This window comes from Kineococcus arenarius subsp. arenarius (assembly GCF_050871845.1).
Classification (GTDB): domain Bacteria; phylum Actinomycetota; class Actinomycetes; order Actinomycetales; family Kineococcaceae; genus Kineococcus.
The window spans coordinates 57,961-82,721 of sequence record NZ_JBJLSE010000003.1 but is presented as its reverse complement, the minus strand read 5'-3'; the positions used below and the strand labels follow the sequence as shown (position 1 = coordinate 82,721).

Sequence of the window (24,761 nt, the reverse complement as noted above, 5' to 3'; positions counted from 1 at the left end):
GACGGGCGGGTCCTCGTGTCGGGGCCCCTGGGGGTCAGGCGGTGAGGTCCACGGGGGCCTCGATCGCCTCGGGCCGCTCGCACGTGGTGCTCAGCTCCACGCTCGTGCGGGTGTCGGCGGCGCGCTGCACGGACTCCATGACGTCCAGGACGTGCAGGGCGACCTCGTCGTTCGCGCGGTGCGGGCGGCCCTCGGCGAGGGAGATCGCCAGGTCGGCCAGGCCGTACCCGCGGCCCGCCCCGGTGTAGCCGGCGCGCACGCCCGCGTCGCGCCAGTTCGCCTCGTGGTCCGCACCCGGACCGGGCGCGGGGGCGCTGGCCGCGGAGTAGACCTCCACGGTGCCGTCGAAGTGGTTCGGGTCCGGCACGGACAGGGAGCCGCCGGTTCCGTGCACCTCGATGCGCGGCAGGCGCGCCGCCCAGGTGTCGAAACTCATCACCAGCGTCGACACGGCGCCGGAGGCGTGCACCAGGACGCCGGCCACGGAGCTGTCGATCGTGACGTCGAAGCTCTCCCCCGCCCGCGGGCCCTGCCCGACGGTGCGGGTGGCGGACGGCCGCCAGGACACGCCGACCACGCGCTCGACGGGCCCGAGGAGCTGCACCAGCGAGGTGATGTAGTACGGGCCCATGTCCAGCAGCGGGCCGCCGCCGGGCTGGTAGTAGAAGTCGGGGAAGTGGTGCCAGCGCTCGTGCCCGGGCGTCGTCATGAACGCGGTGGCCGAGTGCGGCACCCCGATCTCGCCGGCGTCGACGACGGCGCGGGCGGTCTGCACGCCCGTGCCGAGCACGGTGTCGGGGGCGCACCCCACCCGCAGGTCCGCCGCGGCGGCGGCCTCGAGCACCTCGCGCCCCTCGGCGACGTGCATCGCCAGCGGCTTCTCGCCGTACACGTGCTTGCCGGCGGCGATCGCCTGCAGGGCGATGTCGGCGTGCGTGGACGGCAGGGTGAGGTTCAGCACCACGTCGACGTCGTCCGCGGCCAGCAGTTCCGGCAGGGCCAGGACGCGGGCGCCGTCGTGCTCGGCGGCCAGGGCGCCGGCCCGCTCGGTGTTCAGGTCCGACACCGCGGTGACCCGCAGCTGCGGCAGCCGCTGCAGGCACGCGGAGTACTGGGCGCTGATGGTGCCGGCGCCGACGACGCCGACGCGCATCGGCTGGTTCAGCGGGCTGCCCACAGCAGGCCCCTCTCGATGATCGTCTTCACGTTCGGATCGCGCAGCACGTCGACGTTGTGCCCGGGGGTGCTCACGAACATGCGCCCCTTCCCCCACTGCCGGGTCCAGATGGCCGGGGAGGTGACCGGGCGGTTCCACGGGTCCCAGGCGCGCACGGCCTGGGTGGTGGTGGCGAGGACGTCGAGGTAGTCGTCGGCGAGCACCCAGTACTGCTCGGTGACGAGGTCGAAGTCCCCGATCCCCCGCGTGACGGGGTGCTCGGCCGCGGCGGGCAGCATCTCGACGCGGTAGGGCACGTAGTTGTCCGACTGCTCACCGACCCGCTCCTCGGGCGCCTTGCCGGGGTGGCAGGCGAACTGCGCGCCGATGAAGTGCAGGTAGTCGGAGGAGTTGCGGTACGAGTCGGCGATGCCCCCGTGCCACCCGCCGAGGCCGGTGCCGTTCTCGACGGCCGTCATCAGGCCGGCGAGCTCGTCCTTCTCGATGGTGCTCATGGTGTTGCACTGCACCACGAGGTCGACACCCGCCATGTAGTCGCCGTCGGCGTACACCTTCGGCGAGCCCTCGACGCGGACGGTGAAGCCGTTCGCCTCGAGGTGCGGGATGAACAGGTCGGTGGCCTCGACGGGCTGGTGCCCGTCCCAGCCGCCGCGCACGACGAGAGCCTGCCGCTGTGTCACGAGGGAACGTCCTTCCGGTGGTGCATCGGGTGGTGGCGTCCGGCGGTGCGGTGCGTCACTTGCTGAAGCCGGCGGTGAGGCCGGCGATGAGCTGGCGGCGACCGACGACGTAGAGCACGAGGATCGGCAGGGTGCTGAGGACGACGGCGGCCAGGACGGCGGGGATGTTGACGGTGTACTGGCCCTGGAACGTCCACAGCGCCAGCGGCAGGACCCGCAGATCCGGGCTCTGGGTGAGGACCAGCGGGAGCAGGAAGCCGTTCCAGACCTGCAGGGCGTTGTAGATGCTGACGGTGACGATGGCCGGGCGCGTCAGTGGGAACGCCAGGCGCCACATGGTGCCCCACTCGCTGGAGCCGTCCAGGCGCATGGACTCGAACAGCTCGTTCGGCACGTCGCGGATGAAGTTGCTCAGCAGCAGCACCGTCAGCGGGATCGCGAAGGCGATCGACGGCAGGATCAGCGCCAGCAGGGTGTCGTACAGCTCGAGACGGATGATGATCAGGTAGACCGGGATGATCGTCGCCTGCAGCGGGATCGCCAGGCCCATCAGGAAGACGCCGTTGACGGCCTTGAGGAACTTCCCCCCGCCGCCGCGCACGATGGCGAAGGCGGCCATGAAGGACATCAGCACCGCCGGCACCACCGACCCCAGGGTGACGATGACGCTGTTGAGGAAGTACCGGGCGATGTTCGACTCGATGACCTGCTGGTACGCGGCGAAGGTCGGGTTCTGCGGCAGCGCCAGCGGGTTGGTCCGGAAGTACTCGGACTGCTCCTTGAAGCTGGTGATCAGGATCCAGTAGATCGGGACGATGATGATCGCCAGCCAGATCCAGCCGGCCAGCCCGCCGAGGTAGTTGCGCGAGCCGCTCGTGCGGCGCCTGCCGCGGTTGTCACCGTTCGCGCCCGCCGCGGGCTTGGACGTGGAGACCGTGGTGGCCATGCGTCAGGCCCCTTCCAGCTGGCTGCTCTTCGAGTCCTTGCCGCCCAGGCGTTGCAGCAGCAGTGCCAGTGCGAGCCCGACGAGGACGAGGATGACGGCGATCGCGCTGGCCTGTCCCATGAGGCTGGCGCGGAAGCCGCGCAGGTACATGTCCAGGGCGAGCGCGCGGGTGGCGTTGCCCGGACCACCCTGGGTCAGGACGAAGATGAGGTCGAAGAAGGTCAGGGAGCCGACGACCATGAGCGTCGAGGACGTGATGATCGTGTACTTCAACTGCGGGACCGTGATGTGGAAGAACTGCTTCACCCGGCCCGCACCGTCCAGCTGCGCCGCCTCGTACATCGAGACGGGGATCTGCCGGACCCCGCCTTGGTAGATGAGCGAGTGGAACGGCACGAACTGCCAGGAGACGACGAAGATGACGACGCCCAGCGCCAGCCACCGCTGCCCCAGCCAGTCCTGGTTCAGGAACGGCAGGCCCAGGCCGGCGCCGATGCCGAAGTTCGGGTCGAGCAGCGCCTTGTAGACGATCGCGATGGCCGCCGAGCTCAGCAGCAGCGGGACGAAGTACAGCACCGCGAGGACGGCGCGGTAGCGCTGGTTGCCGGCGATGAAGACACCGATGAGCAGGCTGATCGGGGTCTGGAACAGCCACGACAGAGCCATGATGAGGAACGTCACCAGCAGGGCGTTGGGCAGCTCAGGGTCGCGCAGGACCGCGGTCCAGCTGTCCAGCCCCGCGAACCGGAGGTCGCCGATGCCGTTCCAGTCGGTGAAGCTGAGGGCGAAGACGCCCACCAGGGGCACGATCCCGAAGATGGTGAAGAACACCAGGGCCGGCAGCACCAGCCACCACAGCCGGCCGGTGTTCCCGCTGCGCTTCGAGCTGACACGGGCGGGGCCCGCCGCGGCCGGACCGACCGCGACGGTGCCCACGGGGGCGTTGCTCACTGGCCCGCGACCGCGTTCATGTTGTTCGCGAAGGTCTGCGGGTCGATCGAGAGCTGGAACAGCTGCTCGATGTTGGTCAGCAGCTCCTCGGCGGCGGTGGGGCTGATCGCCTGGTCCCAGGACTGCCCGAAGAACGGCGCGTTGCTGGCGATGTCGTAGACGAACGTCAGGAACTCGCCGTCCGGCGCCTCGGCGAGCTGGCTCTCGACGCCCTTGAGGACCGGGACCTCGCCGGCCTCCTGGATGAACGCCGTGGCGATCTCCTCGGTGAGCACGCCGTTGGCGAGGTAGTCGCGGGCGATCTGCTTCTGCTCGTCGGTGGCGTTGGCGGAGATGGAGTAGTACTGCGCCGGGTTGCCGACGGAGCTCGTCCCGTCGCCCTTGCCGCCGGTGACGACGGGGAAGGACTGGAAGCCCAGGTTGCCGCTGCTGACGAAGTCACCGCCGTCGGCCTTGATGGAGCCGTAGCACCAGCTGCCCTGCAGCAGCATGGCGGCGCGGTCGGTGTAGAGCAGTGCCTGGTCGGCGTTCTGGTCGGCGACGACGGAGTTGAAGCCCTCGACGAACCCGCCGGCGCGGACGAGGTCCTGCGCCATGGTGAGGGCCTGCAGGACGTCCGGGTTGGACCAGGCGTCGGGCTGGCTGTTGTTGATGGCGAGGTAGGCGTCCGTGCCACCCACGCGCTGCACGAGGAACTCCAGCCACATCATGGTGGTCCAGCGCGACTGGCCGGCCAGCGAGATGGGGGCGATGCCGGCGTCGTTGAAGACGGGCACCAGCGCCATGAGCTCGTCCCAGGTCGTGGGCGGCTGCGCCCCGACCTGCTCGAACAGCTTGTTGTTGGTGTAGAGGACGACGGGCTGCACGGTCTCGTGCGGCACGGCGTAGATCTTCTCGTCGACGAGGCCGGGGATCCAGGCGGCGTCGAAGAGGCGGTCGCGCACCTCGGGGTTCTCCTCGACCCAGGTGGTGAGGTCCTCGATCTGACCCGCCTCGGCCCAGTCCCGCACGCTGCCGCCGCCCCAGCTGAAGATCAGGGTGGGCGCCTGACCGGCGCCGATGGCGGTGCGGATCTTGGTCTTGTACGCGTCGTTCTGGTAGGCGGTGGCGGCCAGGTCGCCGCTCTCGGAGGTCTCGTTGAACGAGTCCACCGACTGCTGGCGGACCTCCTCCTTGGGGGCGCCCGTCAGGAACCAGATGGTCGCGTCGCCCTCGGCGGCCTGCCCCGGGCCGGAGGACCCGCCGCAGGACGCCAGTGCCGTCGCGGCGACCGGGGTCGCCATGGCCAGGGTCAGGAAGGACCGTCGGGAGGTGCGGTTCTGATCCACTGTGATCTCCGATGCGCCGAGCCGCGTCCCTGCGGCTGCTCTCGAACGGGAGCAGCGGCTGCCACCCCCGGGGGGCCCGGAGGGCCCTCACCTCTCACCCCTGTCGAAACGTTTTCGACAGCGGCGACTGGACGAGACCATAGGCACCACCCAGGAGGGTGGTCAAGCTGTCCACCGCCTTCGACCTCCAACTGTGACCCGAAGGGCTCCCGGCGCCGCGAACGGGCCTAAACTTTTCGATACGACGCTGCACAACCCCATCCAGAGCGTCCCCGCACCGCTACAGTCCCAGCACAGCCAGCCGAGGAGGGTCGCCGTGCTCGAACGCACCGCACGCACCAGGAACGGGCGGCGGCCCACGCTGGCGACCATCGCCCAGTCGGCCGGCGTGTCCATCGCCACCGTCTCCAAGGTGGTCAACGGGCGCGAGGACGTGGCCGCGGACACGCGCGCCCTCGTCGAGGACCTGCTGCGCCGCCACGACTACGCACCCCCCTCGGCCCGCCGCCCCCAGCCCGCGCAGCGCGTCGTGCAGTTCTTCGTGCACGGGGAGCTGAGGGCCTACTCGACCCAGGTCATCGAGGGCGTGCTCAGCGGCGCGGACGAGGCGGAGGTGTCCGTCGCCGTGGGCCGCCTGGTCGACGACCTCTCGCGGGGCCCGTCCGCGCGCTCGTGGGCGCAGGGCCTGGCCGCGCTGGGGCGGTGCGGCGTCATCGTCGTCACCGGCCAGCTGACCGCCGAGCACGTCGACGCGCTGGGGCAGGTGGGGCTGCCGCTGGTGGTCATCGACCCGCTGAACCTGCCGCGGCGCGAGGTCACCAGCGTGGGGTCCACCAACTTCACCGGCGGCATGACCGCCACCCAGCACCTGCTGCAGCTGGGCCACCGCGACGTCGTCTACATCGGCGGCCCGGCCACCTCCTCCTGCAACCGCGCCCGCGAGCACGGCTTCCGGGCGGCCATGGAGGCGGCCGGCCTGCACGTGCCGGCCGAGGCCGCGCTGGACACGGAGAACTTCGCCTACGAGCCCGGCCGGCGCGTCGGGGAGCAGGTGCTGGACCGCGCCCGCCGGCCCACGGCCGTCGTCGCCGGCTGCGACTCCATCGCCCTGGGCGTGATGGAGGCCGCCCGGGTGCGCGGGCTGCGCATCCCCGACGACCTGTCGGTGGTGGGCTTCGACGACACCGAGCTCGCCGAGGTCTCCACCCCCCCGCTGACGACGATCCGCCAGCCGCTGCGGGAGATGGGTCGCGTGGCGCTGAAGACGGTGCTGCGGGTGGCCGCCGGCGAGGACCTGGACTCGCACCACGTGGAGCTCGCCACCGAACTGGTGGTCCGTGCGACCACCGCTCCCCCGCCCGCCTGAGAGCATCGCGGGGTGCAGCTGTTCATCGGCACGTCCGGGTGGAGCTACGACCACTGGCAGGGCCTGCTGTACCCCGAACGGACCCCGGTGCGCGCGCGGCTGGAGCACTACGCCCGGGAGTTCCGGACCGCTGAGCTGAACACGAGCTTCTACCGGTGGCCGCCGCCGGCCACGTTCGCCGGCTGGCGCGAGCGGTTGCCCACCGGGTTCCGCCTGGCGGTGAAGGCCTCTCGGTTCCTCACCCACTACCGCCGGCTGGGCGACCCGCAGGGGTGGGTGGACCGCATGGTCCCGGGCCTGCGCGCGCTCGGCGCGCACGCCGGTCCGCTGCTCGTGCAGCTGCGCGCCGACCAGGCGCGCGACGAGGAACGCCTGGCGGACTTCCTGGCCCGCCTGCCCCCGGGGGTCCCGGTGGCGCTGGAGGCGCGCCACCCCAGCTGGGACACCCCGGGTGTGCACGCGGTGCTGGCGCGCCACGGCGCCGCGTGGTGCGTCGCCGACGGCGAGGGCCTGCCGAGCACGGAGGGGATCCCCGTCGCGTCGGGGTTCGCGTACATCCGCCTGCACGGACCGCGCGGTGCGCCGATGTACGCCTCGCCGTACCCCGAGCAGCAGCTCCGGGACTGGGCGGACCGGATCCGCGCCCTGGACGGGGTGGCGCGGGAGGTGCACGTCTACTTCAACAACGACGTGGGCGGGCACGCGGTGCGCGACGCGCGCGCGTTGCGCTCGCTGCTGGGCGACGTGGCGCACGGGACCGGGGACGCACCGCCGTGACCGGCGTCGCGCTCGGCGTCAGTGACCCCCGCCCAGGTGCCCGGCCAGGCGCTCGTAGCGCTCGGCGCTGGCCTGGTTCAGCCCCACGATCTCGGCGTGCTTGCCCTTGGCCGCGTACTTGGTGGTGATCGCGTCCAGCGCGGCGACGGTGGAGGCGTCCCACACGTGCGCGGCGGAGAGGTCGATGATCACGTCGTGCGGGTCTTCGGCGTAGTCGAACTGGTACACCAGGTCGTTGGAGGAGGCGAAGAACAACGCCCCCTCGACCCGGTAGCGGCGCACCGCCCCGTCCTGCTCCAGCTCACCGGTGACGTCGACCAGGTGCGCCACCCGGCGGGCGAACAGCAGCGCGGCGACCAGCACGCCGACGACGACGCCGATGGCCAGGTTGTGGGTGGCCACCACCACGACGACGGTGGAGATCATCACGGCCAGCTCGCTCTTGGGCATCCGACGCAAGGTGTTGCGGCGCACCGAGTGCCAGTCGAACGTCCCGACCGCCACCATGATCATCACTGCGACCAGGGCGGCCATCGGGATGGTCGCGACGACGTCGCCCAGGCCGACGACGAGGATCAGCAGGAACAGCCCGGCCAGGAACGTCGACAGGCGGGTGCGCGCACCGGAGCGCACGTTGATCATCGTCTGGCCGATCATGGCGCAGCCGCCCATGCCGCCGAAGAAGCCGGTGATGATGTTCGCCGCGCCCTGGCCCCAGGCCTCGCGGGTCTTGTGCGAGCGGGTGTCGGTGATGTCGTCGACGAGCTTGGCCGTCATCAGCGATTCCATCAGGCCCACCAGCGCCATCGCGAAGGCGTACGGGGCGATGATGCGCAGCGTCTCGTAGGTCAGCGGCACGTCGGGGAGGAACAGCGCGGGCAGGGAGTCGGGCAGCGTGCCCTCATCGCCCACGTCCGGAACCAGCAAACCGGTCGCGACGACGGCGACGGTGATCACGACGATCGCGACCAGCGGGGCGGGCACCACGGTGGTCAGCCTCGGCAGGAACACCATGATCGCCAGGCCGGCGGCCACGAGGACGTACACCGTCCACGGCACGTCACGCAGGTGCGGCAGCTGCGAGGTGAAGATCAGGATGGCCAGGGCGTTGACGAAGCCGACCATGACGCTGCGCGGGACGAACCGCATCAGCCGCGCCACGCCCAGCAGTCCGAGGACGACCTGGAACACGCCGGCCAGGATCACGGTGGCGATGAAGTGGTCCATGCCGTACTGGCGCGAGACGGGGGCGATGACCAGGGCGATCGCTCCGGTGGCCGCGGAGATCATCGCCGGGCGGCCACCCAGGAAGGCGATGGAGACGGCCATGGTGAACGAGGCGAAGAGCCCGACGCGCGGGTCCACGCCGGCGATGATGGAGAAGGAGATCGCCTCGGGGATCAGCGCGAGCGCCACGACGAGGCCGGCCAGGACTTCGGTGCGCAGCACCTTCGGGGACGTCAGCCAGGCGGGGCGACCGGCGCCGGAGGGGCGCCGCGGCGCGGGGACCGGCGCGGTCGTCTGTTCGGGGTTGGTCAAGGAGCGTGTTCCGTCCGTGCTCACGGGACGCGCCGCGGCGCGCCCCTGGCGGGTGTTGCCTGTCGTCTCCACCAGGTCGCCACGCTGCGCTGGATCGTCGTGGGGGCCCGTTGCGGTCCGGAGCACCTGGAGGGGTGCTGCACCGGGCCCGGCCGGGCCAGCACCCACAACCTTACCGTTACGTGAAGGTTGCGTCCAGGGCGGGCGCTTCCGGTGCTCCTCGTAGGCTGCCCGGGTGAGTGCTCAGGAGGGCCGCGAGGGCTGGATGCAGGTCGGGGAACTGGCCGAGCGGGTGCGGCTGTCGAACCGGACGGTGCGCTACTACGACGACCAGGGCCTGCTGACCTCGGCCCGCAGCGCGGGCAACTACCGCCTCTACAGCGAGGCCGACGTCGAGCGGATGATGCTAATCCGCCGCATGAAACCCCTGGGCTACACGCTGGAGCAGATGCGCGACGTCCTGGCCCTGCTCGACGCCCTGGACGGACGGACCGACGGCGCCGCGGCACCGGCCGGGGCGCCCGCCGGTCGCGCCGGGCTGCAGGACGTGGTCGAGGACGTGCAGCAGCGCCGCGAGCGCCTGGCCGAGCAGCTCGTCAGCGCCGACGAGTTCCTCGCGTCCCTGCGGCAGCGCCTCGAGGGTCTGTAGCCGCTGGGCACCGCCGGCACGCACCGCGGGGCGCGTGCCGGCCGCTGACGTCAGAGCACCGCGTCCCGGGCGGGACCGCCGGAGCGGCCGTGCAGGAGACCGGTCGGGAAACCGAGACCCGCACCGGTACCGGTGGCGACCGGCTCGGGCGCGGCGGTGCCGCAGCACGAGCCGCCCGCACCCGCGTCGAACTCGACCTCGCCGCCCGCAGGGACCGCCGGGGTGGAGCTGGAGCACACGCCCGTCGCGGGCAGGTCCAGCCGCACGTCGGCGGCGGCCTCGGAGTCCCCGGCCAGGTGGGCGGCGACGGAACGCACCTGCTCGTAGCCGGTGGCCAGCAGGAACGTCGGCGCACGGCCGTAGCTCTTCACCCCGGCGATGAAGAACCCGGTCTCCGGGTGGGCCAGGACGCCGGCACCGTGCGGGGGCACGGTGCCGCAGGAGTGGAACTCCGGGTCGATCATCGGCGCCAGCCGGGCCGGGGCCTCCACACCGGGATCCAGGTCCAGGCGCAGCTCGCGCAGCATCCCCAGCTCCGGGCGGAAACCCGTGGCGGCGGCGATGACGTCGACGGTCAGGCGCCGCTCCCCGGCCGGGGTCCTCGCCACCACGACGACCTCGCCGCCGTGCGGTTCGAGGGCGCTGATCGCGACCTCGGTGCGCAGCTCGACGCGCCCGGACGCCACGGCGTCGCGCAGCCGAGCTCCGAGGGCCCCGCGGGCGGGCAGCCCGTCCAGGTCCCCGCCGCCGAACGCGCGCTGCACCGAGGCGCCGCGCACCGCCCACACGACGCGGGTGGCGGGTTCCTCGTCGGCCAGCCGGGCGAGGCCCAGCAGCGTGTTCGCCGCGGAGTGCCCGGCCCCGACGACGAGGACGCGGCGGCTGGCGAAGCGGTCGCGCTCGGCGCCCAGCACGTCGGGCAGCGGGCCGGCCAGGAACGGCGCGGCCTCGGCCTCGGCCTCGCCCGGGGCGGGCAGCCCGGAGACACCCAGGGGGTTGCGCTGCCCCCAGGTGCCGGAGGCGTCGATCACGGCGCGGGCGTGGTGGTCGACGACGGTGGCGCGACCCTGCGCGTCGGTGCTGCGCACGCGCACCAGGAACGGGTGGTCGTCACGGCCGAGGCTGCGGGTCTTGTCCAGCCCGACGCGGCTGAGCGCGACGACGCGGGCGCCGGTGCGGATGCGCGGCGCCAGGGCGTCGGTGGCAGCCAGGGGTTCGAGGTACTGCTCGACGAGGTCCGCGCCGGTGGGCAGCCCGGTCGGCTCCGGGTGCCGCCAGCCGGTGGGTGCCAGCAGCCGAGCGGCTGCGGCGTCCACGTCGTAGCGCCAGGGCGAGAACAGGCGGACGTGGTGCCACTGGCGGACGGCGGCGCCGACCTCGTCGCCGGCCTCCAGCACCAGCGGTTCGATGCCGCGCTCGAGCAGGTGCGCGGCGGCGGCCAGGCCGACGGGGCCGGCGCCGACGACGACGACGGGCAGCCGGTCGAGGGGGGTGTTCACGGCACGCGCCTCCTCAGCGGGTGGGGACGGTGGGGTCGCCGGGGAAGAAGCGCCGCCCGGCCCACAGCGCCACGTAGACGAACGCGACGAGAACCGGCACCTCGATGAGCGGGCCGACGACCCCGGCCAGCGCCTGCCCGGAGGTGACGCCGAAGGTGCCGATCGCCACCGCGATGGCCAGCTCGAAGTTGTTGCCGGTGGCGGTGAACGACAGCGTGGAGGTCTTCGCGTAGCTGAGCCCGATCGCCCTGCCGAGCACGAAGGAACCGGCGAACATCAGCACGAAGTAGGCCAGCAGCGGCAGCGCGATGCGCGCCACGTCACCGGGCCGGGAGGTGATGGCCTCACCCTGCAGCGCGAAGAGCATCACGATGGTGAACAGCAGCCCGTAGAGGGCGATGGGCCCGATCCTCGGCAGGAAGCGCTCCTCGTACCAGGCCCGTCCGCGCGCCCGCTCCCCCAGCGTGCGGGTGAGGAAACCCGCCACCAGGGGGATCCCCAGGAACACCAGGACCGAGACGACGATGGCTCCCACGGAGAACTCCGCGCTGGTGGTCTCCAGGCCCAGCCAGCCCGGCAGGACCTGCAGGTAGAACCAGCCGAGAGCCGCGAAGGCGAGGATCTGGAACACCGAGTTGATCGCCACGAGGACGGCGGCGGCCTCCCGGTCACCGCAGGACAGGTCGTTCCAGATCAGCACCATGGCGATGCACCGCGCCAGGCCGACGATCACCAGGCCGGTGCGGTACTCGGGGGAGTCGGGCAGCAGCAACCAGGCCAGGGCGAACATCAGCGCCGGGCCGACGAGCCAGTTCAGGACCAGGGAACTGACCATGAGCCTGCGGTCGGCGGCGATGCGCCCGGTCTCGGAGTAGCGCACCTTCGCCAGCACCGGGTACATCATCAGCAGCAGCCCGATCGCGATGGGCAGGCTGACCGAGCCGACCTCCACCGCGCTGAGCACGTCGTCCAGGCCGGGCACGACGCGTCCCAGGAGGAGCCCCAGGGCCATGGCCGCGACGATCCACACGGGCAGGAAGCGGTCCAGCACCGACAGGCGCGCCAGCACCGGGGTCTCGGTGCCACCACGGGGGTTCTCAGCGACCAGGTCGCTCATCAGGAAGGCCTTTCCATCGACGTCCGTCGATGGCTGACACTGGCAGCTGGTGCTCGCCACTGTCAATATCGACAGCAGTCGATATCGAGTGCCACACTGCGGCCGTGCCCACCACGCCCCTGCCCCTCGTCCCGCCGGCCGGCGGGACGGCTGGTGCCGCGTGCTGTGCGCCGCTGACCCGCGAACCCCTCAGCGCCGAGACCGCCGCAGCGCTGGCCCGCACCCTCAAGGCGATCGCCGACCCCGCCCGCCTGCGGCTGCTCTCCCTCGTGGCAGCGCACGAGGGCGGCGAGGCGTGCGTGTGCGACCTGATCGAGCCCCTGGGCCTGAGCCAGCCCACCGTCTCGCACCACCTGAAGGTCCTCGTCGAGGCCGGCCTGCTCACCCGCGACAAGCGCGGGGTGTGGGCCTACTTCGCCGTGGTCCCCGAGGCGCTCGACGCCCTGGCCGCCGTGCTGTCCACCTCCACGAAGCCCGCCACCTGATCCACCCGAGGAGCCCCGGAACCGTGAGCACCCCCCGCGTCCTGTTCGTCTGCGTCAAGAACGGCGGCAAGTCCCAGATGGCCGCCGGGCTGATGCGCCGGGCCGCCGGCGACGCCGTCGCCGTGGGTTCCGCCGGCACCCGCGCCGGCACCGCGCTGAACGCCCAGTCGGTGGAGAGCCTGCGCGAGGTCGGCGTCGACATCTCCGGGGAGCAGCCGAAGCAGCTGACCGACGAGATGGTGCGCGACGCCGACCTCGTCGTCGTCCTCGGCTCCGAGGCCCGGGTCGAGCCGGTCGGCGGGACTCCGGTGGAGGTGTGGGAGACCGACGAACCGTCCACGCGCGGCATCGAGGGCGCCGAGCGGATGCGCCTGGTCCGCGACGACATCGCGGCCCGCGTCGAGCAGCTGCACCAGCGCTTGACGAGCTGACGCCTCGACCACCCCCTACCGGCAGGGGGTGGTCGAGCCCCGCGCCACGGGTGAGCGCCGGACGACCAGGGCCAGGCAGTCGTCGTCCTCCCGCGCGCAGGTGCTCACCTCGCTCAGCAGTCGCTGGGCGAACTCCTGCACGGGCACCCGGGCCATCCCCGCAGCGGTGCGCGCCAGTTCCCGCAGGCCCTCGCCGAGGTCCCGGGTGCCCTCGAGGAGCCCGTCGGTGCACAGCACCAAGCTCTCGCCGGCAGCGAGGACCACCTCGGTGACCCCGAAGCTGCCCGGTTCGGGGTAACCGACGCCCTGGCCGTACGCGGTGACCTCCCGTGCGCCTGCGGCGCCGACGAGGATCGCCGGCGGGTGGCCGCCACCGGCCAGGCGCAGCCTGCCGGTGGCCGGGTCGAGCACGGCGACGAGCACGGTGGCCATCAGCTCGGGGTGCGTGACCTCCAGGACGGAACCCGCACGCTCGACCAGCTCACCCAGGGCGACACCGGCCACGGCCAGGGTGCGCACCGTGGAGGTCACCGCGAGCGCCTCGCGCGTGGCGGTGGTGCCCCGGCCCATGGCGTCGACCACCACGAACAGGACCTCGCCGGAGGGCAGGAGCAACCAGTCGTACAGGTCCCCGCCCGCCGGTGCGCTGGCGGCCGGTTCGTAGGCGACCGCCAGCTGCAGCCCCGGCACGCACAGCGCCGGCGGGCGCACCGCCGTCATCAGCGCGGCGACGTCTGCGCGCTGGGCCCGCTCACGCTCGCTCACCTCCAGCAGGGCGCGTTCGGCGTCCTCGGCGCGAGCGGCGCTGGACAGGTCCCGCAGCGTGACCACGGCGCGCACGCGCTCGTCGTCGTGCACCGGCGCCACCGTGATCTCCACCGGTGTGCACGCGCCACCGCCGGTGCTGCCGCGCTGGACCGGGACGCAGCGCCCGGCGGCGGGCAGCTGGGCGTGGTCGTACCCGCGCACCAGCTCGCCGAGCCGTCGTCCCCTGATCTGCCCCGTTCCGAGCGGACCGGTGCCGAGCAGCCGCAGCGCCGCCGGGTTCGCCTCCAGCACTCGCCCCGCCGCGTCCAGCGCCACGATGCCGTCGGCGACCGTGCCCAGGATCAGGTGGCTGCGCGCCCCGAGCCGGTCCAGGCGCGCCCGCACCAGCTCGTCGGCGCGCCAGGAGGCGATGCCGACCGCGGCGGCCGCCGCCAGCAGCGCCCCGTGGACCAGCGCCCACAACCACGGCCGCTCCTGCGCGGCGGGGTGGTTGAAGATCGCGTGCCCGGACACCGAGGCGAGCAGGCCGTGGTGGACGACCACGAAGCCGATCGCGGCCAGGAACGGCGCCCACGTCTGGTAGGCGGCGGCGGCGCCGACGGCGATGAAGAAGAGGAAATGGGCTTCGATCAGCCCGCCGGCCAGGTGCACGGCCACCGCTGAAGCGGTCATCAGCGCCAGCATGACCGCGCACGAGGCCGCTTCCCGTCCCCAGCGCCACGTGCCGACCTTGAAGCTGGCCAGGCTGCCGAGCAGCGCAGCCGCGGCGGTGGGCAGGCAGTCCACGAGGGCGTGCACGGGGCCCCGGACGACGCCGGCCCAGGCGAGGGTCGACACGAAGACCACCCAGGCCGCGACCAGGAAGGTCCGGTGGCGCGCCCGCCAGACCTCGTCGGGCAGCGGGGTGCCGTTCGGCAACCACCGGCGTCGAGCGCGCTCCCCCACCATCGGCTCAGCGGTCACGGCGTGCACGACTCAACCCCCTGGAGCGGTGGGGACGGATCTCCCCGCACGAGCATCGGCAGGTTCCGCCACCACCTTGAGCGCCCGATCCGGTGCTTCCCGCGCCGCTACCTCGTGGCCGGGGTGCAGCGCACCAGCAGCAGGGTCGTGTCGTCGCCCTCCGCGCCCGGCACGACCGTCATGAGGGAGTCGGCCAGCTCCCCCAGCGGCAGGTCGGCCGAGCGCCCCGCGGCGACGCGCAGCTGCTCGATGGTGTCGTCCAGGGAGGCCCCGCGGCGCTCCACCAGCCCGTCGCTGTAGAGGACCAGCACCCCGCCGTCCGGGATGCGCACGGCGGCGTCCTCGGCGCGGCCGGTGGCCACCCCCAGCAGCGGGCGCGGCGTCACCGGCAGCAGCGAGGCGCCGCCGCGGTGCAGCAGCAGCGGCGGCGGGTGGCCCGCGCTGGCCAGGTGGCCGGAACCGGTGGCGGGGTCCAGCACCGCGATGACGGCCGTGGCCATGTGCTCGCTGATCACCGAGCCCGCCAGGGCGTCGAGGCGGTCCAGGGCGGCGGCGGGACCGTGCCCCTCCAGCAGGTACGCGCGCGAGGCGGTGCGCAGCTGCGCCATCGCCGCGGCCGCGTGCACGCCGTGGCCGGAGACGTCCCCCACCACCACGGCCACCCGCCCGCCCGGCAGCTCCAGCGCGTCCCACCAGTCGCCGCCGAGCTGGCTGCCGCTGGCCGGGCGGTAGCGGGCCAGCACGTCCAGACCCGGCAGGTGCGGCGGCTCCTCCAGCACGACCGCGCGCTGCAGGGACTCGGCCACCGCGATCTGGTCCCGGGCCCGGCCCAGCACCAGGCTGGTGAGCTGGCTGCGCAACCGGTCCGCGGCGACCGCCTGCCACCGCTCCCACGCCACGCTGCGCCCGCGCACCACCTCGCGCCACTTCTCGAACGACTTGCGCGGGCTCAGCCGGACACCGGGGCCCTCCGCCGCCGCGATCTCCTTGTTGCGCGGGTCGCCGCCCCAGTCGACGACCTCCTGCTGCTCCGGGCGCACCCACAGCAGCCAGCGGTCCGCACCCAGCCCCACGCGCAGCGCCCCCGAGGCCACGCGCTCGACGGCGGACAGCCCCGGGTCCAGGGAGGCGAGGTGGTCGGTGAAGGTGGGGGCGCCGTCGCCGCGGGCCAGCAGGGCGGAGATCCGCCGCAGGACCGGCGGGTCCGGAACCGCCCCCAGGGTCACCAGCCGCCCCCCGTCGGCCAGCGCCGCACCGCTCGCACCGAGCAGGTCCAGCAGCCGCCGGTCGGCCATGAGGTTCGCGAACGGGTCGCCGCCGGGGCCGGTGGTGCCGGTGACGAGGGCGGCCAGGAGGTCCTGCGCGTGCAGGGCGTCGTCGCGCTCGTCGGCGCGTTCCCGGCTGGCGATGAGCTGCGAGGCGGTCTGCCCCAGGAACTCCGCCGCCGAGCGCGCGTCGTAGCTGGGCCGGTGCGGGCCGGAGTAGTGGTGGCACGCGATGAGCCCCCACAACCGCCCGTCCAGCACGAGCGAGACGGACATGGAGGCACCGACGCCCATGTTCCTCAGGTACTCGACGTGGATCGGCGACACGCTGCGCAGCACCGAGTGCGACAGGTCCAGCGGTGCGCCCGTGCCGGGGTCGAGCACCGGGTGCAGGCGCGCCGGGACGTAGTCGACGTCCGCGATCAGGCGCGTCCAGTTCACCTCGTACAGCCGGCGCGCCTGCACGGGGATGTCGGACGCCGGGTAGTGCAGGCCCTGGAAGGGGTTCAGGTCGTCGCGCCGGTCCTCGGCGACGACCTCGCCGTTCCACCTCGCGTCGAACCGGTACACCATCACGCGGTCGAAACCGGTCAGGGTGCGCACCTCGTGGGCCAACTGCTGCACGAGCGCCTCGACCGACGGCGCCTCGGTCAGGCGCCCGACGGCCGCCCGCGTCGAGCGGTACGACACCGGGGAGAAACCCGGGGAGGAACCCACCGGTTCCACCTCGACGACCAGCCGCTCCCCCGACACGTGCAGCACCACGTCGACCTCGACGCCCGGCCCGGCGGCCAGGTCCGCCGTGGTGTGCAGGGGCTCGCTGACCTGGTCGGCGGCGTCCAGCGCCAGCACCTCGCCGGCCAGGCGGGGGCCGAGCACGTCGCGCAGGGGCAGCCCCGGCAACCCGGTGGCCTCGCGCCCCAGCAGCGCCGAGGTGCTGGCCGAGGCCACGACGACCTCGTGCGTGCCGCGGTCCACCGCCAGCAGGAAGCCGTGCGGCTGCACCGCACCGGGCACGTGGATGGGCTCGGTGTCGCAGTTCGTCAGGTCGACCCGGCCGTAGGCGGGCACGTACGGGTCGACCTCGCCGTCAGCGGGAGGACCGGCGGGTTCCGCGGGGGGTCCGGTGAACGGCTCGGGGAGGGGTTCGGCCGCCCGGCCGGCGGGGCGGCGGTTCACGCGGCCCGGTGCGCCAGCGGCGCCAGCCAGCGCCGGTAGGCCGCGAAGGTCTCGACGGCGGTGGCGGCCATCACCTCCACCTGCGGGTCGCCCGGCCGCCCGAGCGCGTCGACCGCGGCCGCGGTGCCGCGCCAGCGGCGGCCGGCCCCCGGCCGCCCGACCAGCGAGGTGCACGCCGCCTCGGGGACCCCGGAGGCCACCAGGGACGCCCGGATCAGCTTGCCCCCCAGGGTGGAACCGTCCAGGACGTAGCACACGCCCAGCGCCTGGGCCCGGCCGGCGACCACGGGCAGACCCGGGCACTCCGGGACGGCGGCGATCTCCGCCGGCAGCGCGCCCAGCGCGCGCAGGTCGTCGCGGACCATGTCCGCGCGCGCCCGCTCGACGACGTCCAGCACGCCGGGGTCGGCCGCCGCCCAGCGGGCCAGCTCCCGCTCCAGGGGGTCCAGCAGCCCGAGGGTGAGCTCCAGCCAGCGCCGGTGCACCTGCGCTCCCCAGGGCCGGTCCAGCACGTCCAGGCCGCCGTCGAGCTCCGCGTGCTGGCGCGCGGTCGCGCTGCGGACCCGGGCCAGGGCCCCGTCCGCCCCCCGGCCGCCGGAGCGCACCGCACCGGCCACGCCGTCCGTCGTCACGTCACCGCTCTCCCCGAACGGCCCTCGCCGCTCTCGCTCCCGACCGTAACCCCTCACGGCCGACCCGTCACCGCTGCCCACGACGTCCCCCCGGGGGCCCGTCCCCGCGCCGCGCCCGCGGTTGCCGCGCGGCAGCGCCCGTGGTGCCATCGAGGTTCGGGCCCGGCCCGGGCCCGGTGCGGTCCACCACGGCCGCTCGACCGGCGGACATCGGAGTTCCCGTGGAAACCCTGAACACGAACCCTGCCCGCCGGGTTCCCGCCCTCGACGCAGCGGGCGACCCCCGCGTCGTCGACGTGCGGGACCCCGGTCCCCTCGGAGCCCTGCGCGAGGCCTACGGCCAGCGCCTGGCGCTCCTCGCCCGGCACGCCCCCGACGAGGACCTGGCCCGCAACGCGCTCCTGGTGCGTTCCCTGGAGGGGGCGCTGCGGCCGGGCCGCGTCCGGTTGCGCCGCAGCGGCCCGGACCCGGCGATCTTCCTGGGCTGAGCCGCCCCCGCGCCCCGCCGCACCGGGACCTCGTCTCAGGACCGCGGCGGGGCGTCCACGCGGGCCAGGACGCGCCCGTCGACGACCCGCACGTCCACCGTGGGCTGCGGGGCGGTGGCCGGCCCGCCCACGACGCGGCCGTCGTCGAAGCGGAACGCGCTGCCGTGCCACGGGCAGACGACCTCGGGCCCGTCCGCGCCCTCGCGCACCTCGCCGCCGTGCAGACCGGCCCCCAGGTGCGTGCACGTGTCCGTCAGGGCGCGCACCGACGAGCCGCGGCGCAGCACGCACACCGGGGCGTCGCCGACCGAGCGCCGGGTCAGCTGCCCGTCCGGCAGGTCCTCCAGCGCACCGATGTCCACGGGTGAGCCGTCGCCGGCCAGGTGCGGCAGGTGCTCGGCGTGGTTCGCTCCGGCGGCCCAGCGGTACGCCAGGTGCCCGCCCAGGGCCCCGGCGGCACCGGCGGCCAGGGTCCCGGCGCTGCGCAGCAGCGGGGCGCGCCGGCCGGCCACCAGCGAGGCGCCCCAGCAGGCGACCGCCACGGCGTTGCCGGTGGCGTGCACGAGCGCGGTGCGCTGCTGGTCCACGTGCAGCCCCGTGTAGTCGGCCCAGCCGGCCACGGCCGTCGGCACCGCCGAGGCCAGCGCCACGGCGCTCAGGCCCCGCGCCGGCGCGTGCAGCGCCCGCCCGGCGGGCAGCACCGCGGCCGCCACGTCCAGCAGCAGCGCCGACACCGACGTGCCGACCGGCAGCTGCGCCATCGCCGGGTGCGCCGGGTGGCCGAAGGGGCGCCCGTGCAGCCAGCCGCGCACCCGCCCGCCGGGCAGCAGGCGGTCGGCGACGGCGCCGGCGCGCGCGGCCAGCGGGTCCAGGGCGGTCAGCCGGGACGGCGCGTCGAAGAGGGTGCCGATCAGGCTCATGCCCCCTGCCTACCGCCGCCGGCGGCGGTCGGCACCCCGGAACCCCGGAACCCCGGAACCCCGGCGACCGCGCGGAGCGGCACGCCCGGGCGCGCGTCGCGACCCGCCGAGGCCGGTGGCAGGCTCGGGCGGGGGGCGCGGCGCTCCCCCTGCCCGGACCGCGGGACGGGCAGCACGACGACGGGAGGCCCTCGGTGCCGGTGCGCGCGGGAGCGGTCGCGGCCGCGGTGGACGACGTGGCCGGGCTGCTGGCGGCCCACGACGACCCGCTGGAGCTGGCCGACGGGCTGGTGCGCCACTGCCGCGACCTGCTCGACGCCGCCCACGCGGGGCTGCTCGTGCAGGACGTCCAGGGGCACCTGCAGCTGCTCGCCTCCACCGGGGACACCGCCGAGGCCCTGGAGCTGTTCCAGCTCGAGACCCGCCAGGGCCCGTGCGTGGACTGCCACCGCAGCGGCACCCCCGTGCAGTGCCCGGACGCCGAGCAGCTGCGGCAGCGCTGGCCCGGGCTGTGGCCGGTGGCCGAGCGCCGGGGCGTGGCGGCGGTGCACGCCCAGCCGCTGGTCGTGGCGGGGCGCACGATCGGGGTGCTGGGCCTGTTCCGGGACCGCGAGGGGCCGCTGGAGCCCGTGGAACTGGCCGTGGCGCGGGCCATGGCGTCCCTGGGAGCGGTGGGGATCACCCAGCTGGAGCGGGTGGCGGCCGGCCAGCGGGTGCAGGAGCAGCTGCAGCAGGCGCTGGACAGCCGGGTGGTGCTGGAGCAGGCCAAGGGCGTGCTGGCCGAGCGCCACCGCGTCTCCCCCGAGGAGGCGTTCGCGCAGCTGCGCGCGGCGGCGCGCTCGCAGCGCCGGCGGCTGCACGACGTGGCCCGGGACGTCGTGCAGGGCTCCCCCGCGCAACCCCGGTGACGGCGTCGCGGCCAGGGGTGGACGGGCCCGTTGCGCGGTGAACTCCGCGGGGCCTACCCTGCGCGCCAGGGTCATACCTCGGCTCTTCCGGCGAGAGCGGCGGTGGGTCGATGGATCCTCGAAATCCTCGTTCGTGCACCGGTCGTGGCACCGGCCGAGGTGACGGCCGACTCCCCGTGCATCGCAACCCGACGCGCTCGCGCCACCCGGTGCGGCCCCCCGTGCGATCGGTGCGGCGGTGAACACCGACGCGATGACCGCCGCGCTGGCCGAACTGGCGGTGGCCGCCAGCGGGCAAGCCGACCCCGAGCAGCTGCTGAAGCACCTGGTGGACATCGCCACCGAGCACCTCGACGTCGACGGCGCCGGCGTCATGGTCAACGACGGCTCGTTGCTGCGCCTCGTCCACGCCGACCGCGTCGCGGTGGGCTCGGCGGAGAAGCTGCAGCAGCTCATGCAGGAGGGGCCCTGCCACGACGCGCTGCTCTTCGAGGTCGAGGTGGTCGTCGACGACCTCGAGGACCCGCTGCAGACGGCGTGGCCGCAGTACGTGCAGCGGGTCCTGGAGGAGGGTTTCCGCTCGGTCGTCGCGGTCCCGCTGATCAGCCGCGGACGGGTGTGGGGCGTGCTGGACCTCTACCGCCGGCTCCCCGGCACGTGGCAGCCGCAGGAGCTGCAGTGGGCGCGCCTGCTGGCGCACATGGCCGTGGCCTACCTGGTGCTGGCCGCCGACCGCACCCGGTTGCTGCACGACCAGCAGGAGCTCGCGCACGCCAGCACCCACGACGTCCTGACCGGGCTGGCGAACCGGACGCTGCTCCGCGACCGCCTGGAGCACGCCCTGCACGCGGCCCGCCGTCACCAGCGCGTCGTGGCGGTCTTCTTCATCGACCTGGACCGCTTCAAGGTCATCAACGACACCCTCGGCCACGCCGCCGGCGACACCGTGCTGGCCACGGTGGCCACCCGCATGAACGCCGCGCTGCGCCAGGAGGACACCCTGGCCCGCCTGGCCGGTGACGAGTTCGTCCTGCTGTGCGAGGACCTGCCCACGGGCGACCCCGGCGAACTGGAGCACCACGTCCGCGCGGTCACCTCGCGCCTGCGTCGGGCACTGGCCCGGCCCGTCCACGTCGCCGGGGTGGACCTGGTCGTCGGTGCCAGCATCGGCGTGGCCCTCAGCCAGGACCAGGACAGCGGTGAGCAGCTGGGGGCCGACGAGGTGCTGGCCGCCGCCGACGCCGCGATGTACGCCGTGAAGCAGCACGCCCACGAGCAGCAGCACCCCCGCGCGGGGACGGACGCGGGGACGGACGTGGGTTTCGCAGCCCCGGGCACCGGCGGGCGCCGCGCCCAGCGCCCGGGCCGCCACCTCGAACGCCAGCTCGCCCAGGCGCTGACCCACCAGCAGCTGCAGGTGCACTACCAGTCCATCACCGACCCCGCTGGACGCGTGCACGCCGTGGAGGCCCTGCTGCGCTGGCAGCACCCCCAGCACGGTCTGCTGCCTGCGGCGCGGTTCATCGACCTCGCCGTCGACACCGGGCTGATCGTGGAGATCGGGCACTGGGTCATCGACCGGACCTGCGCACAGGTGGCCCGCTGGCAGCGTGAGCTGGATCTGGACGCGCCGCGAACCGCCTACGTGAACCTCAGCGCCCGCGAACTGGGCGACCCTGCCCTGACGACCACCCTGGCCGACGCGCTGCGCACCCACGGGCTGCAACCCCACCAGCTGGGTCTGGAACTGGTGGAGGACAGCTTCAGCGACCCGGAGGTGCTAGCCGGTCTGCAGGAGCAGCAGCGCCGCGGGCACCCGGTGTCGGTGGACGACTTCGGCACCGGTTACTCCTCCCTGTCCCGCCTGGTGGACCTGCCGGTGCGCATGGCCAAGATCGACCGCAGCTTCATCGCCGGCCTCGAGGACGACCCCCGCCGCAGGGCCCTGGTGGACGCGGTGGTCACCGTGGCCACCAGCCTGGACGCGCAGGTCATCGCCGAAGGCGTGGAGACCGCAGCGCAAGCCGTCCAGGTCACCGAGGCGGGCTGCCACTACCTGCAGGGGTTCCACTGCGGGCGCCCTGAACCCGCTGACGTGCTCACCGCCCGCTGGGCCTCGTGACGCGAGCACCGGAACCCTCGGGCCCCGGTGCGACCGGCGTGGACCAGGAGCGCATGGACGGCGACGGGGTGGGTACCTGGGCGGCATGAGCACCACCACGGCCCCACCCCGGGGCGGCCCGAGCGGCGCCGCGGCGCCCGGGGTGCCCGGCGCGGTCCCCGGGGCCCGCGGCGGGACCCGCACGCGGACCCCCGACCTGCTGCTGACGCTGCTGGTGCGGGGCTTCGACGGGTTGCCCCCGCTGCGTCCCCGCCCCGGGGCACCCGCCGGCGCGGCGGTGCGCTCGCGACTGCTGGGCCGCCCGGCGGTGGTGGTGCGCGGCGCGCAGGGCGTGCGCGCCTTCTACGACAGCTCCTTGGTCGCCCGGCGCGGCGCGGTGCCGGGAGCGTTGAGCCACGTGCTGTTCGGCCGCGGGGCCGTGCACGGCCTGGACGACGCCGAGCACCGGGTGCGCAAGGACCTGTTCACCACCGCACTGGCCCCCGAGCGCGTCGACGCCCTCGTGGCCGCCGCCGCCGAGGAGTGGGAGCGGGCGGTGCGCCGCTGGCCGGACCGCGACCGCGTCGTGGTCTTCGACGAGGCCGTCGCCGTCCTGGGCCGCGCGGTGCTGCGCTGGTCCGGCGCGGGCGCCGGCGAGACGACGGACACCGCCCGCGCCGCGGACCTGGCCGCCATCGTCGACGGGTTCGGCTCGGCCGGCCCCCGGTTCCTGCGCGCCGTGCGGGCGCGGCGCCGCTGCGAGCGGTGGGCCGCGCAGGCCGTGCGGGACGCGCGCGCGGGTCGCCGCCCGGCACCGGCCGGCAGCGCGCTGGCACTGGTCGCCGAGCACCGCGACCCGCACGGGCGGCCGCTGGACGAGCGGACCGCGGCCGTGGAGCTGCTCAACGTCCTGCGCCCCACGGTCGCCGTGGCCTGGCTGGTGGCGCAGGCGGCGGTGGCCGTGCACGGGGAACCGCGCTGGCGGCACGCCGTGGCCGCCGCGCGCACCGGCGGGCCGGACGCCTCGGGCACCGCGGTGGCCGTCGCCCACGAGGTGCGCCGGCGGTACCCGTTCGTGCCCGCGCTGGCCACCCGGCTGCGCCGCGACGCCGAGGTCGCCGGGCAGCGCCTGCGCGCCGGCGACCGGATCGTCCTGGACGTGGTCGGCACCCACCGGGACCCGGGCGCGTGGCCGGCCCCCGAGGAGTTCGACCCCGGCCGCTTCGAGGGCGCCGGGCTGTGCCCGGCCTCGCAGGGTTTCGTCCCGCAGGGCGGCGGCGACGCGAGCACCGGCCACCGCTGCCCCGGCGAGCCCGCCACCGTGCGCCTGCTCGCGCAGGCCGTGGAGGTGCTCTGCGCGCTCGAACTGGTCGTCCCGCCGCAGGACCTGCGGATGCCCGCCCGGCCGGTGCCCTCGCGCCCGACCAGCGGGTTCGTCGTCACCCGGGTCGCCGCGGCGACCGCGACACGGGCCGCCACGGCGCCCGGGGAGGAGCACTGACGTGCGCATCGTCATCACCGGAGCCGCCGGCAGCGTCGGCACCGCCCTGCTGCGGCGCCTGGCCGAGCGCAACGCCGAGGGAGCCGGGCACGAGGTGGTCGGGATCGCGCGGCGGCTCCCCCCGGCGAGCACCCACCCGTACGGGATCGCGCGCTGGACGTCCCTGGACATCGCCGACCCGGACCGCTACGGGGAACTGCGCGAGGCGGTGCGCGGGGCGGACGCCGTCGTGCACGCCGCATGGCTCATCCAGCCCGCCCGCGAACCCGCGGAACTGTCCCGCGTGGACCTCGGCGGCAGCCGTGCCGTGGTGCGGGCCGTGCGCGAGGAGGGCGTTCCCCACCTGGTGCACATGTCCTCCATCGGCGCCTACTCCCCCCGGCCCGCCGACGACCACCGCGTCGACGAGCGCTGGCCGGTGACGGGCGTGCCGACCCACCAGTACTCGCGGGAGAAGGTCGCCGTCGAGGCCCACCTGGACGTCGTGGAGCCCGACGCCCCCGACCTCACCGTCGCGCGCGTGCGCCCGGCCCTGGTGTTCCAGCGCGACTCCGCCAGCGAGATCGCCCGCTACTTCGCCGGCGCCCTCGTGCCGGCGCGGGCCCTCGGGCGGGTCCCCCTACCGGTGCTGCCCCTGCCGAGAGGCCTGCGCCTGCAGCTCATCCACGCCGACGACCTCGCCGACGGCCTCGTGCGGATCCTGGAGCAGCGCGCCGGTGGTGCCTTCAACCTCGCCGACGAACCGGTGCTCGGCGGGCGCGACATCGCCCGGGCCCTGGGAGCCCGGCGCCTCGTCGCCGTCCCGCACGGGGTGGCGCGCGCCGCGGTGGTCGCCAGCTACCACGCGCGCATCCACCCCGTGCAGCCCGGCTGGTTCGACCTGGCGCTGTCGGTGCCGTTGATGGACACGAACCGCGCCCGCACGGAACTGGGCTGGCAGCCGCGTCACGCGGCGGCGGACGTGCTCGCCGAACTGCTGGCGGGGATGCGCGAGCACGCCGGCACGGCCTCGCCGGCCCTGCGCAGCCGCTCGACGGTGGAACCGGGTTCGCGGGTGGGGACGTGACGCACCGGCGCGGGACGGACCGGTA

The 24,761-nt window shown here is 74.5% G+C and carries 22 protein-coding genes; 10 read left to right on the top strand and 12 right to left on the bottom strand.

Annotated features, from left to right (window positions below):
* Positions 1 to 34 precede the first annotated feature (34 nt).
* The 5 genes from ACRYM0_RS02030 to ACRYM0_RS02010 form a co-directional block, all read right to left on the bottom strand.
* Entirely contained in the window at positions 35 to 1,177 is a 1,143-nt protein-coding gene (locus tag ACRYM0_RS02030; protein WP_432501630.1) for a Gfo/Idh/MocA family protein, read from the bottom strand.
* Positions 1,162 to 1,857 (bottom strand): ThuA domain-containing protein, encoded by a 696-nt coding sequence (locus ACRYM0_RS02025; RefSeq protein WP_432501628.1) that lies wholly within the window; start codon positions 1,855 to 1,857, stop codon positions 1,162 to 1,164. Before ACRYM0_RS02025 ends, ACRYM0_RS02030 begins: the two co-directional genes overlap by 16 nt.
* 55 nt (positions 1,858 to 1,912) lie before the next feature.
* Positions 1,913 to 2,803, bottom strand: a complete 891-nt coding sequence (locus ACRYM0_RS02020; protein ID WP_432501626.1) for a carbohydrate ABC transporter permease — start codon at positions 2,801 to 2,803, stop codon at positions 1,913 to 1,915.
* Positions 2,804 to 2,806: 3 nt separating this feature from the next.
* Complete coding sequence (locus tag ACRYM0_RS02015; RefSeq protein WP_432501654.1) at positions 2,807 to 3,661, bottom strand: carbohydrate ABC transporter permease; 855 nt, start codon at positions 3,659 to 3,661, stop codon at positions 2,807 to 2,809.
* Positions 3,662 to 3,750: 89 nt separating this feature from the next.
* On the bottom strand, positions 3,751 to 5,082 hold the full coding sequence (locus ACRYM0_RS02010) for an extracellular solute-binding protein (protein WP_432501623.1): 1,332 nt from the start codon (positions 5,080 to 5,082) through the stop codon (positions 3,751 to 3,753).
* A 316-nt stretch (positions 5,083 to 5,398) separates the two neighbouring features.
* Between ACRYM0_RS02010 and ACRYM0_RS02005 the strand changes: the two genes are divergently transcribed.
* Positions 5,399 to 6,448 carry a LacI family DNA-binding transcriptional regulator gene (locus ACRYM0_RS02005; RefSeq protein ID WP_432501621.1) on the top strand — a complete coding sequence of 350 codons (1,050 nt, stop codon included), beginning with the start codon at positions 5,399 to 5,401 and terminating at the stop codon, positions 6,446 to 6,448.
* A 12-nt stretch (positions 6,449 to 6,460) separates the two neighbouring features.
* Positions 6,461 to 7,225: a DUF72 domain-containing protein gene (locus ACRYM0_RS02000; protein ID WP_432501619.1), complete on the top strand. Its 765-nt coding sequence runs from the start codon at positions 6,461 to 6,463 to the stop codon at positions 7,223 to 7,225.
* 18 nt (positions 7,226 to 7,243) lie between these two features.
* Here the strand turns inward: ACRYM0_RS02000 and ACRYM0_RS01995 are convergent, their stop codons facing one another.
* Positions 7,244 to 8,764: a SulP family inorganic anion transporter gene (locus ACRYM0_RS01995; protein WP_432501616.1), complete on the bottom strand. Its 1,521-nt coding sequence runs from the start codon at positions 8,762 to 8,764 to the stop codon at positions 7,244 to 7,246.
* Between the two features lie 235 nt (positions 8,765 to 8,999).
* Here ACRYM0_RS01995 and ACRYM0_RS01990 point away from each other — a divergent pair, with 235 nt between their 5' ends.
* Positions 9,000 to 9,413 (top strand): MerR family transcriptional regulator, encoded by a 414-nt coding sequence (locus tag ACRYM0_RS01990; RefSeq protein ID WP_432501614.1) that lies wholly within the window; start codon positions 9,000 to 9,002, stop codon positions 9,411 to 9,413.
* A 50-nt stretch (positions 9,414 to 9,463) separates the two neighbouring features.
* Here ACRYM0_RS01990 and ACRYM0_RS01985 read toward each other — a convergent pair whose 3' ends face one another.
* Together ACRYM0_RS01985 and arsB are read right to left on the bottom strand one after the other, a co-directional pair.
* The gene (locus ACRYM0_RS01985) at positions 9,464 to 10,912 is read right to left on the bottom strand and encodes an FAD-dependent oxidoreductase (protein WP_432501612.1); all 1,449 of its coding nucleotides are present in this window, start codon (positions 10,910 to 10,912) and stop codon (positions 9,464 to 9,466) included.
* Between the two features lie 13 nt (positions 10,913 to 10,925).
* Positions 10,926 to 12,029 (bottom strand): ACR3 family arsenite efflux transporter, encoded by a 1,104-nt coding sequence (gene arsB / locus ACRYM0_RS01980; RefSeq protein WP_432501611.1) that lies wholly within the window; start codon positions 12,027 to 12,029, stop codon positions 10,926 to 10,928.
* 104 nt (positions 12,030 to 12,133) lie between these two features.
* Between arsB and ACRYM0_RS01975 the strand changes: the two genes are divergently transcribed.
* On the top strand, positions 12,134 to 12,514 hold the full coding sequence (locus tag ACRYM0_RS01975) for a metalloregulator ArsR/SmtB family transcription factor (RefSeq protein ID WP_432501609.1): 381 nt from the start codon (positions 12,134 to 12,136) through the stop codon (positions 12,512 to 12,514).
* A 23-nt stretch (positions 12,515 to 12,537) separates the two neighbouring features.
* Positions 12,538 to 12,945, top strand: a complete 408-nt coding sequence (locus ACRYM0_RS01970; protein ID WP_432501606.1) for an arsenate-mycothiol transferase ArsC — start codon at positions 12,538 to 12,540, stop codon at positions 12,943 to 12,945.
* 15 nt (positions 12,946 to 12,960) lie between these two features.
* Here the strand turns inward: ACRYM0_RS01970 and ACRYM0_RS01965 are convergent, their stop codons facing one another.
* From ACRYM0_RS01965 to ACRYM0_RS01955, 3 genes are all read right to left on the bottom strand, one after another.
* Positions 12,961 to 14,685 (bottom strand): PP2C family protein-serine/threonine phosphatase, encoded by a 1,725-nt coding sequence (locus ACRYM0_RS01965; protein ID WP_432501604.1) that lies wholly within the window; start codon positions 14,683 to 14,685, stop codon positions 12,961 to 12,963.
* A 98-nt stretch (positions 14,686 to 14,783) separates the two neighbouring features.
* Positions 14,784 to 17,120, bottom strand: a complete 2,337-nt coding sequence (locus tag ACRYM0_RS01960) for a SpoIIE family protein phosphatase (RefSeq protein WP_432501601.1) — start codon at positions 17,118 to 17,120, stop codon at positions 14,784 to 14,786.
* Positions 17,117 to 17,752, bottom strand: a complete 636-nt coding sequence (locus tag ACRYM0_RS01955; RefSeq protein ID WP_432501600.1) for a biliverdin-producing heme oxygenase — start codon at positions 17,750 to 17,752, stop codon at positions 17,117 to 17,119. The genes ACRYM0_RS01960 and ACRYM0_RS01955 overlap by 4 nt, the downstream gene beginning before the upstream one ends.
* Before the next feature lie 221 nt (positions 17,753 to 17,973).
* On the opposite strand from ACRYM0_RS01955, the gene ACRYM0_RS01950 reads away from it, so the two are divergent.
* A complete protein-coding gene (locus ACRYM0_RS01950; RefSeq protein ID WP_432501598.1) occupies positions 17,974 to 18,240 on the top strand; it encodes a hypothetical protein in 267 nt (88 codons plus the stop codon).
* Positions 18,241 to 18,275: 35 nt separating this feature from the next.
* On the opposite strand, the gene ACRYM0_RS01945 is transcribed toward ACRYM0_RS01950, so the two are convergent.
* A complete protein-coding gene (locus ACRYM0_RS01945) occupies positions 18,276 to 19,160 on the bottom strand; it encodes a Rieske (2Fe-2S) protein (RefSeq protein WP_432501596.1) in 885 nt (294 codons plus the stop codon).
* A gap of 194 nt (positions 19,161 to 19,354) precedes the next feature.
* On the opposite strand from ACRYM0_RS01945, the gene ACRYM0_RS01940 reads away from it, so the two are divergent.
* The 4 genes from ACRYM0_RS01940 to ACRYM0_RS01925 all read left to right on the top strand — a co-directional run bounded on the left by ACRYM0_RS01940 (position 19,355) and on the right by ACRYM0_RS01925 (position 24,736).
* Positions 19,355 to 20,068: a GAF and ANTAR domain-containing protein gene (locus ACRYM0_RS01940; protein ID WP_432501594.1), complete on the top strand. Its 714-nt coding sequence runs from the start codon at positions 19,355 to 19,357 to the stop codon at positions 20,066 to 20,068.
* 238 nt (positions 20,069 to 20,306) lie between these two features.
* Positions 20,307 to 22,190: a putative bifunctional diguanylate cyclase/phosphodiesterase gene (locus ACRYM0_RS01935; protein ID WP_432501592.1), complete on the top strand. Its 1,884-nt coding sequence runs from the start codon at positions 20,307 to 20,309 to the stop codon at positions 22,188 to 22,190.
* Between the two features lie 85 nt (positions 22,191 to 22,275).
* Positions 22,276 to 23,670, top strand: a complete 1,395-nt coding sequence (locus ACRYM0_RS01930) for a cytochrome P450 (RefSeq protein ID WP_432501591.1) — start codon at positions 22,276 to 22,278, stop codon at positions 23,668 to 23,670.
* 1 nt (position 23,671) lies between these two features.
* Positions 23,672 to 24,736 carry an NAD-dependent epimerase/dehydratase family protein gene (locus ACRYM0_RS01925; protein WP_432501589.1) on the top strand — a complete coding sequence of 355 codons (1,065 nt, stop codon included), beginning with the start codon at positions 23,672 to 23,674 and terminating at the stop codon, positions 24,734 to 24,736.
* Positions 24,737 to 24,761 lie beyond the last annotated feature (25 nt).

Bases quoted from the DNA above. Each gene is read 5' to 3' on its own strand.
- ACRYM0_RS01945 (WP_432501596.1), bottom strand. From the start codon at position 19,160: ATGAGCCTGATCGGCACCCTCTTCGACGCGCCGTCCCGGCTGACCGCC.
- ACRYM0_RS02020 (WP_432501626.1), bottom strand. From the start codon at position 2,803: ATGGCCACCACGGTCTCCACGTCCAAGCCCGCGGCGGGCGCGAACGGT.
- arsB (WP_432501611.1), bottom strand. From the start codon at position 12,029: ATGAGCGACCTGGTCGCTGAGAACCCCCGTGGTGGCACCGAGACCCCG.
- ACRYM0_RS01930 (WP_432501591.1), top strand. From the start codon at position 22,276: ATGAGCACCACCACGGCCCCACCCCGGGGCGGCCCGAGCGGCGCCGCG.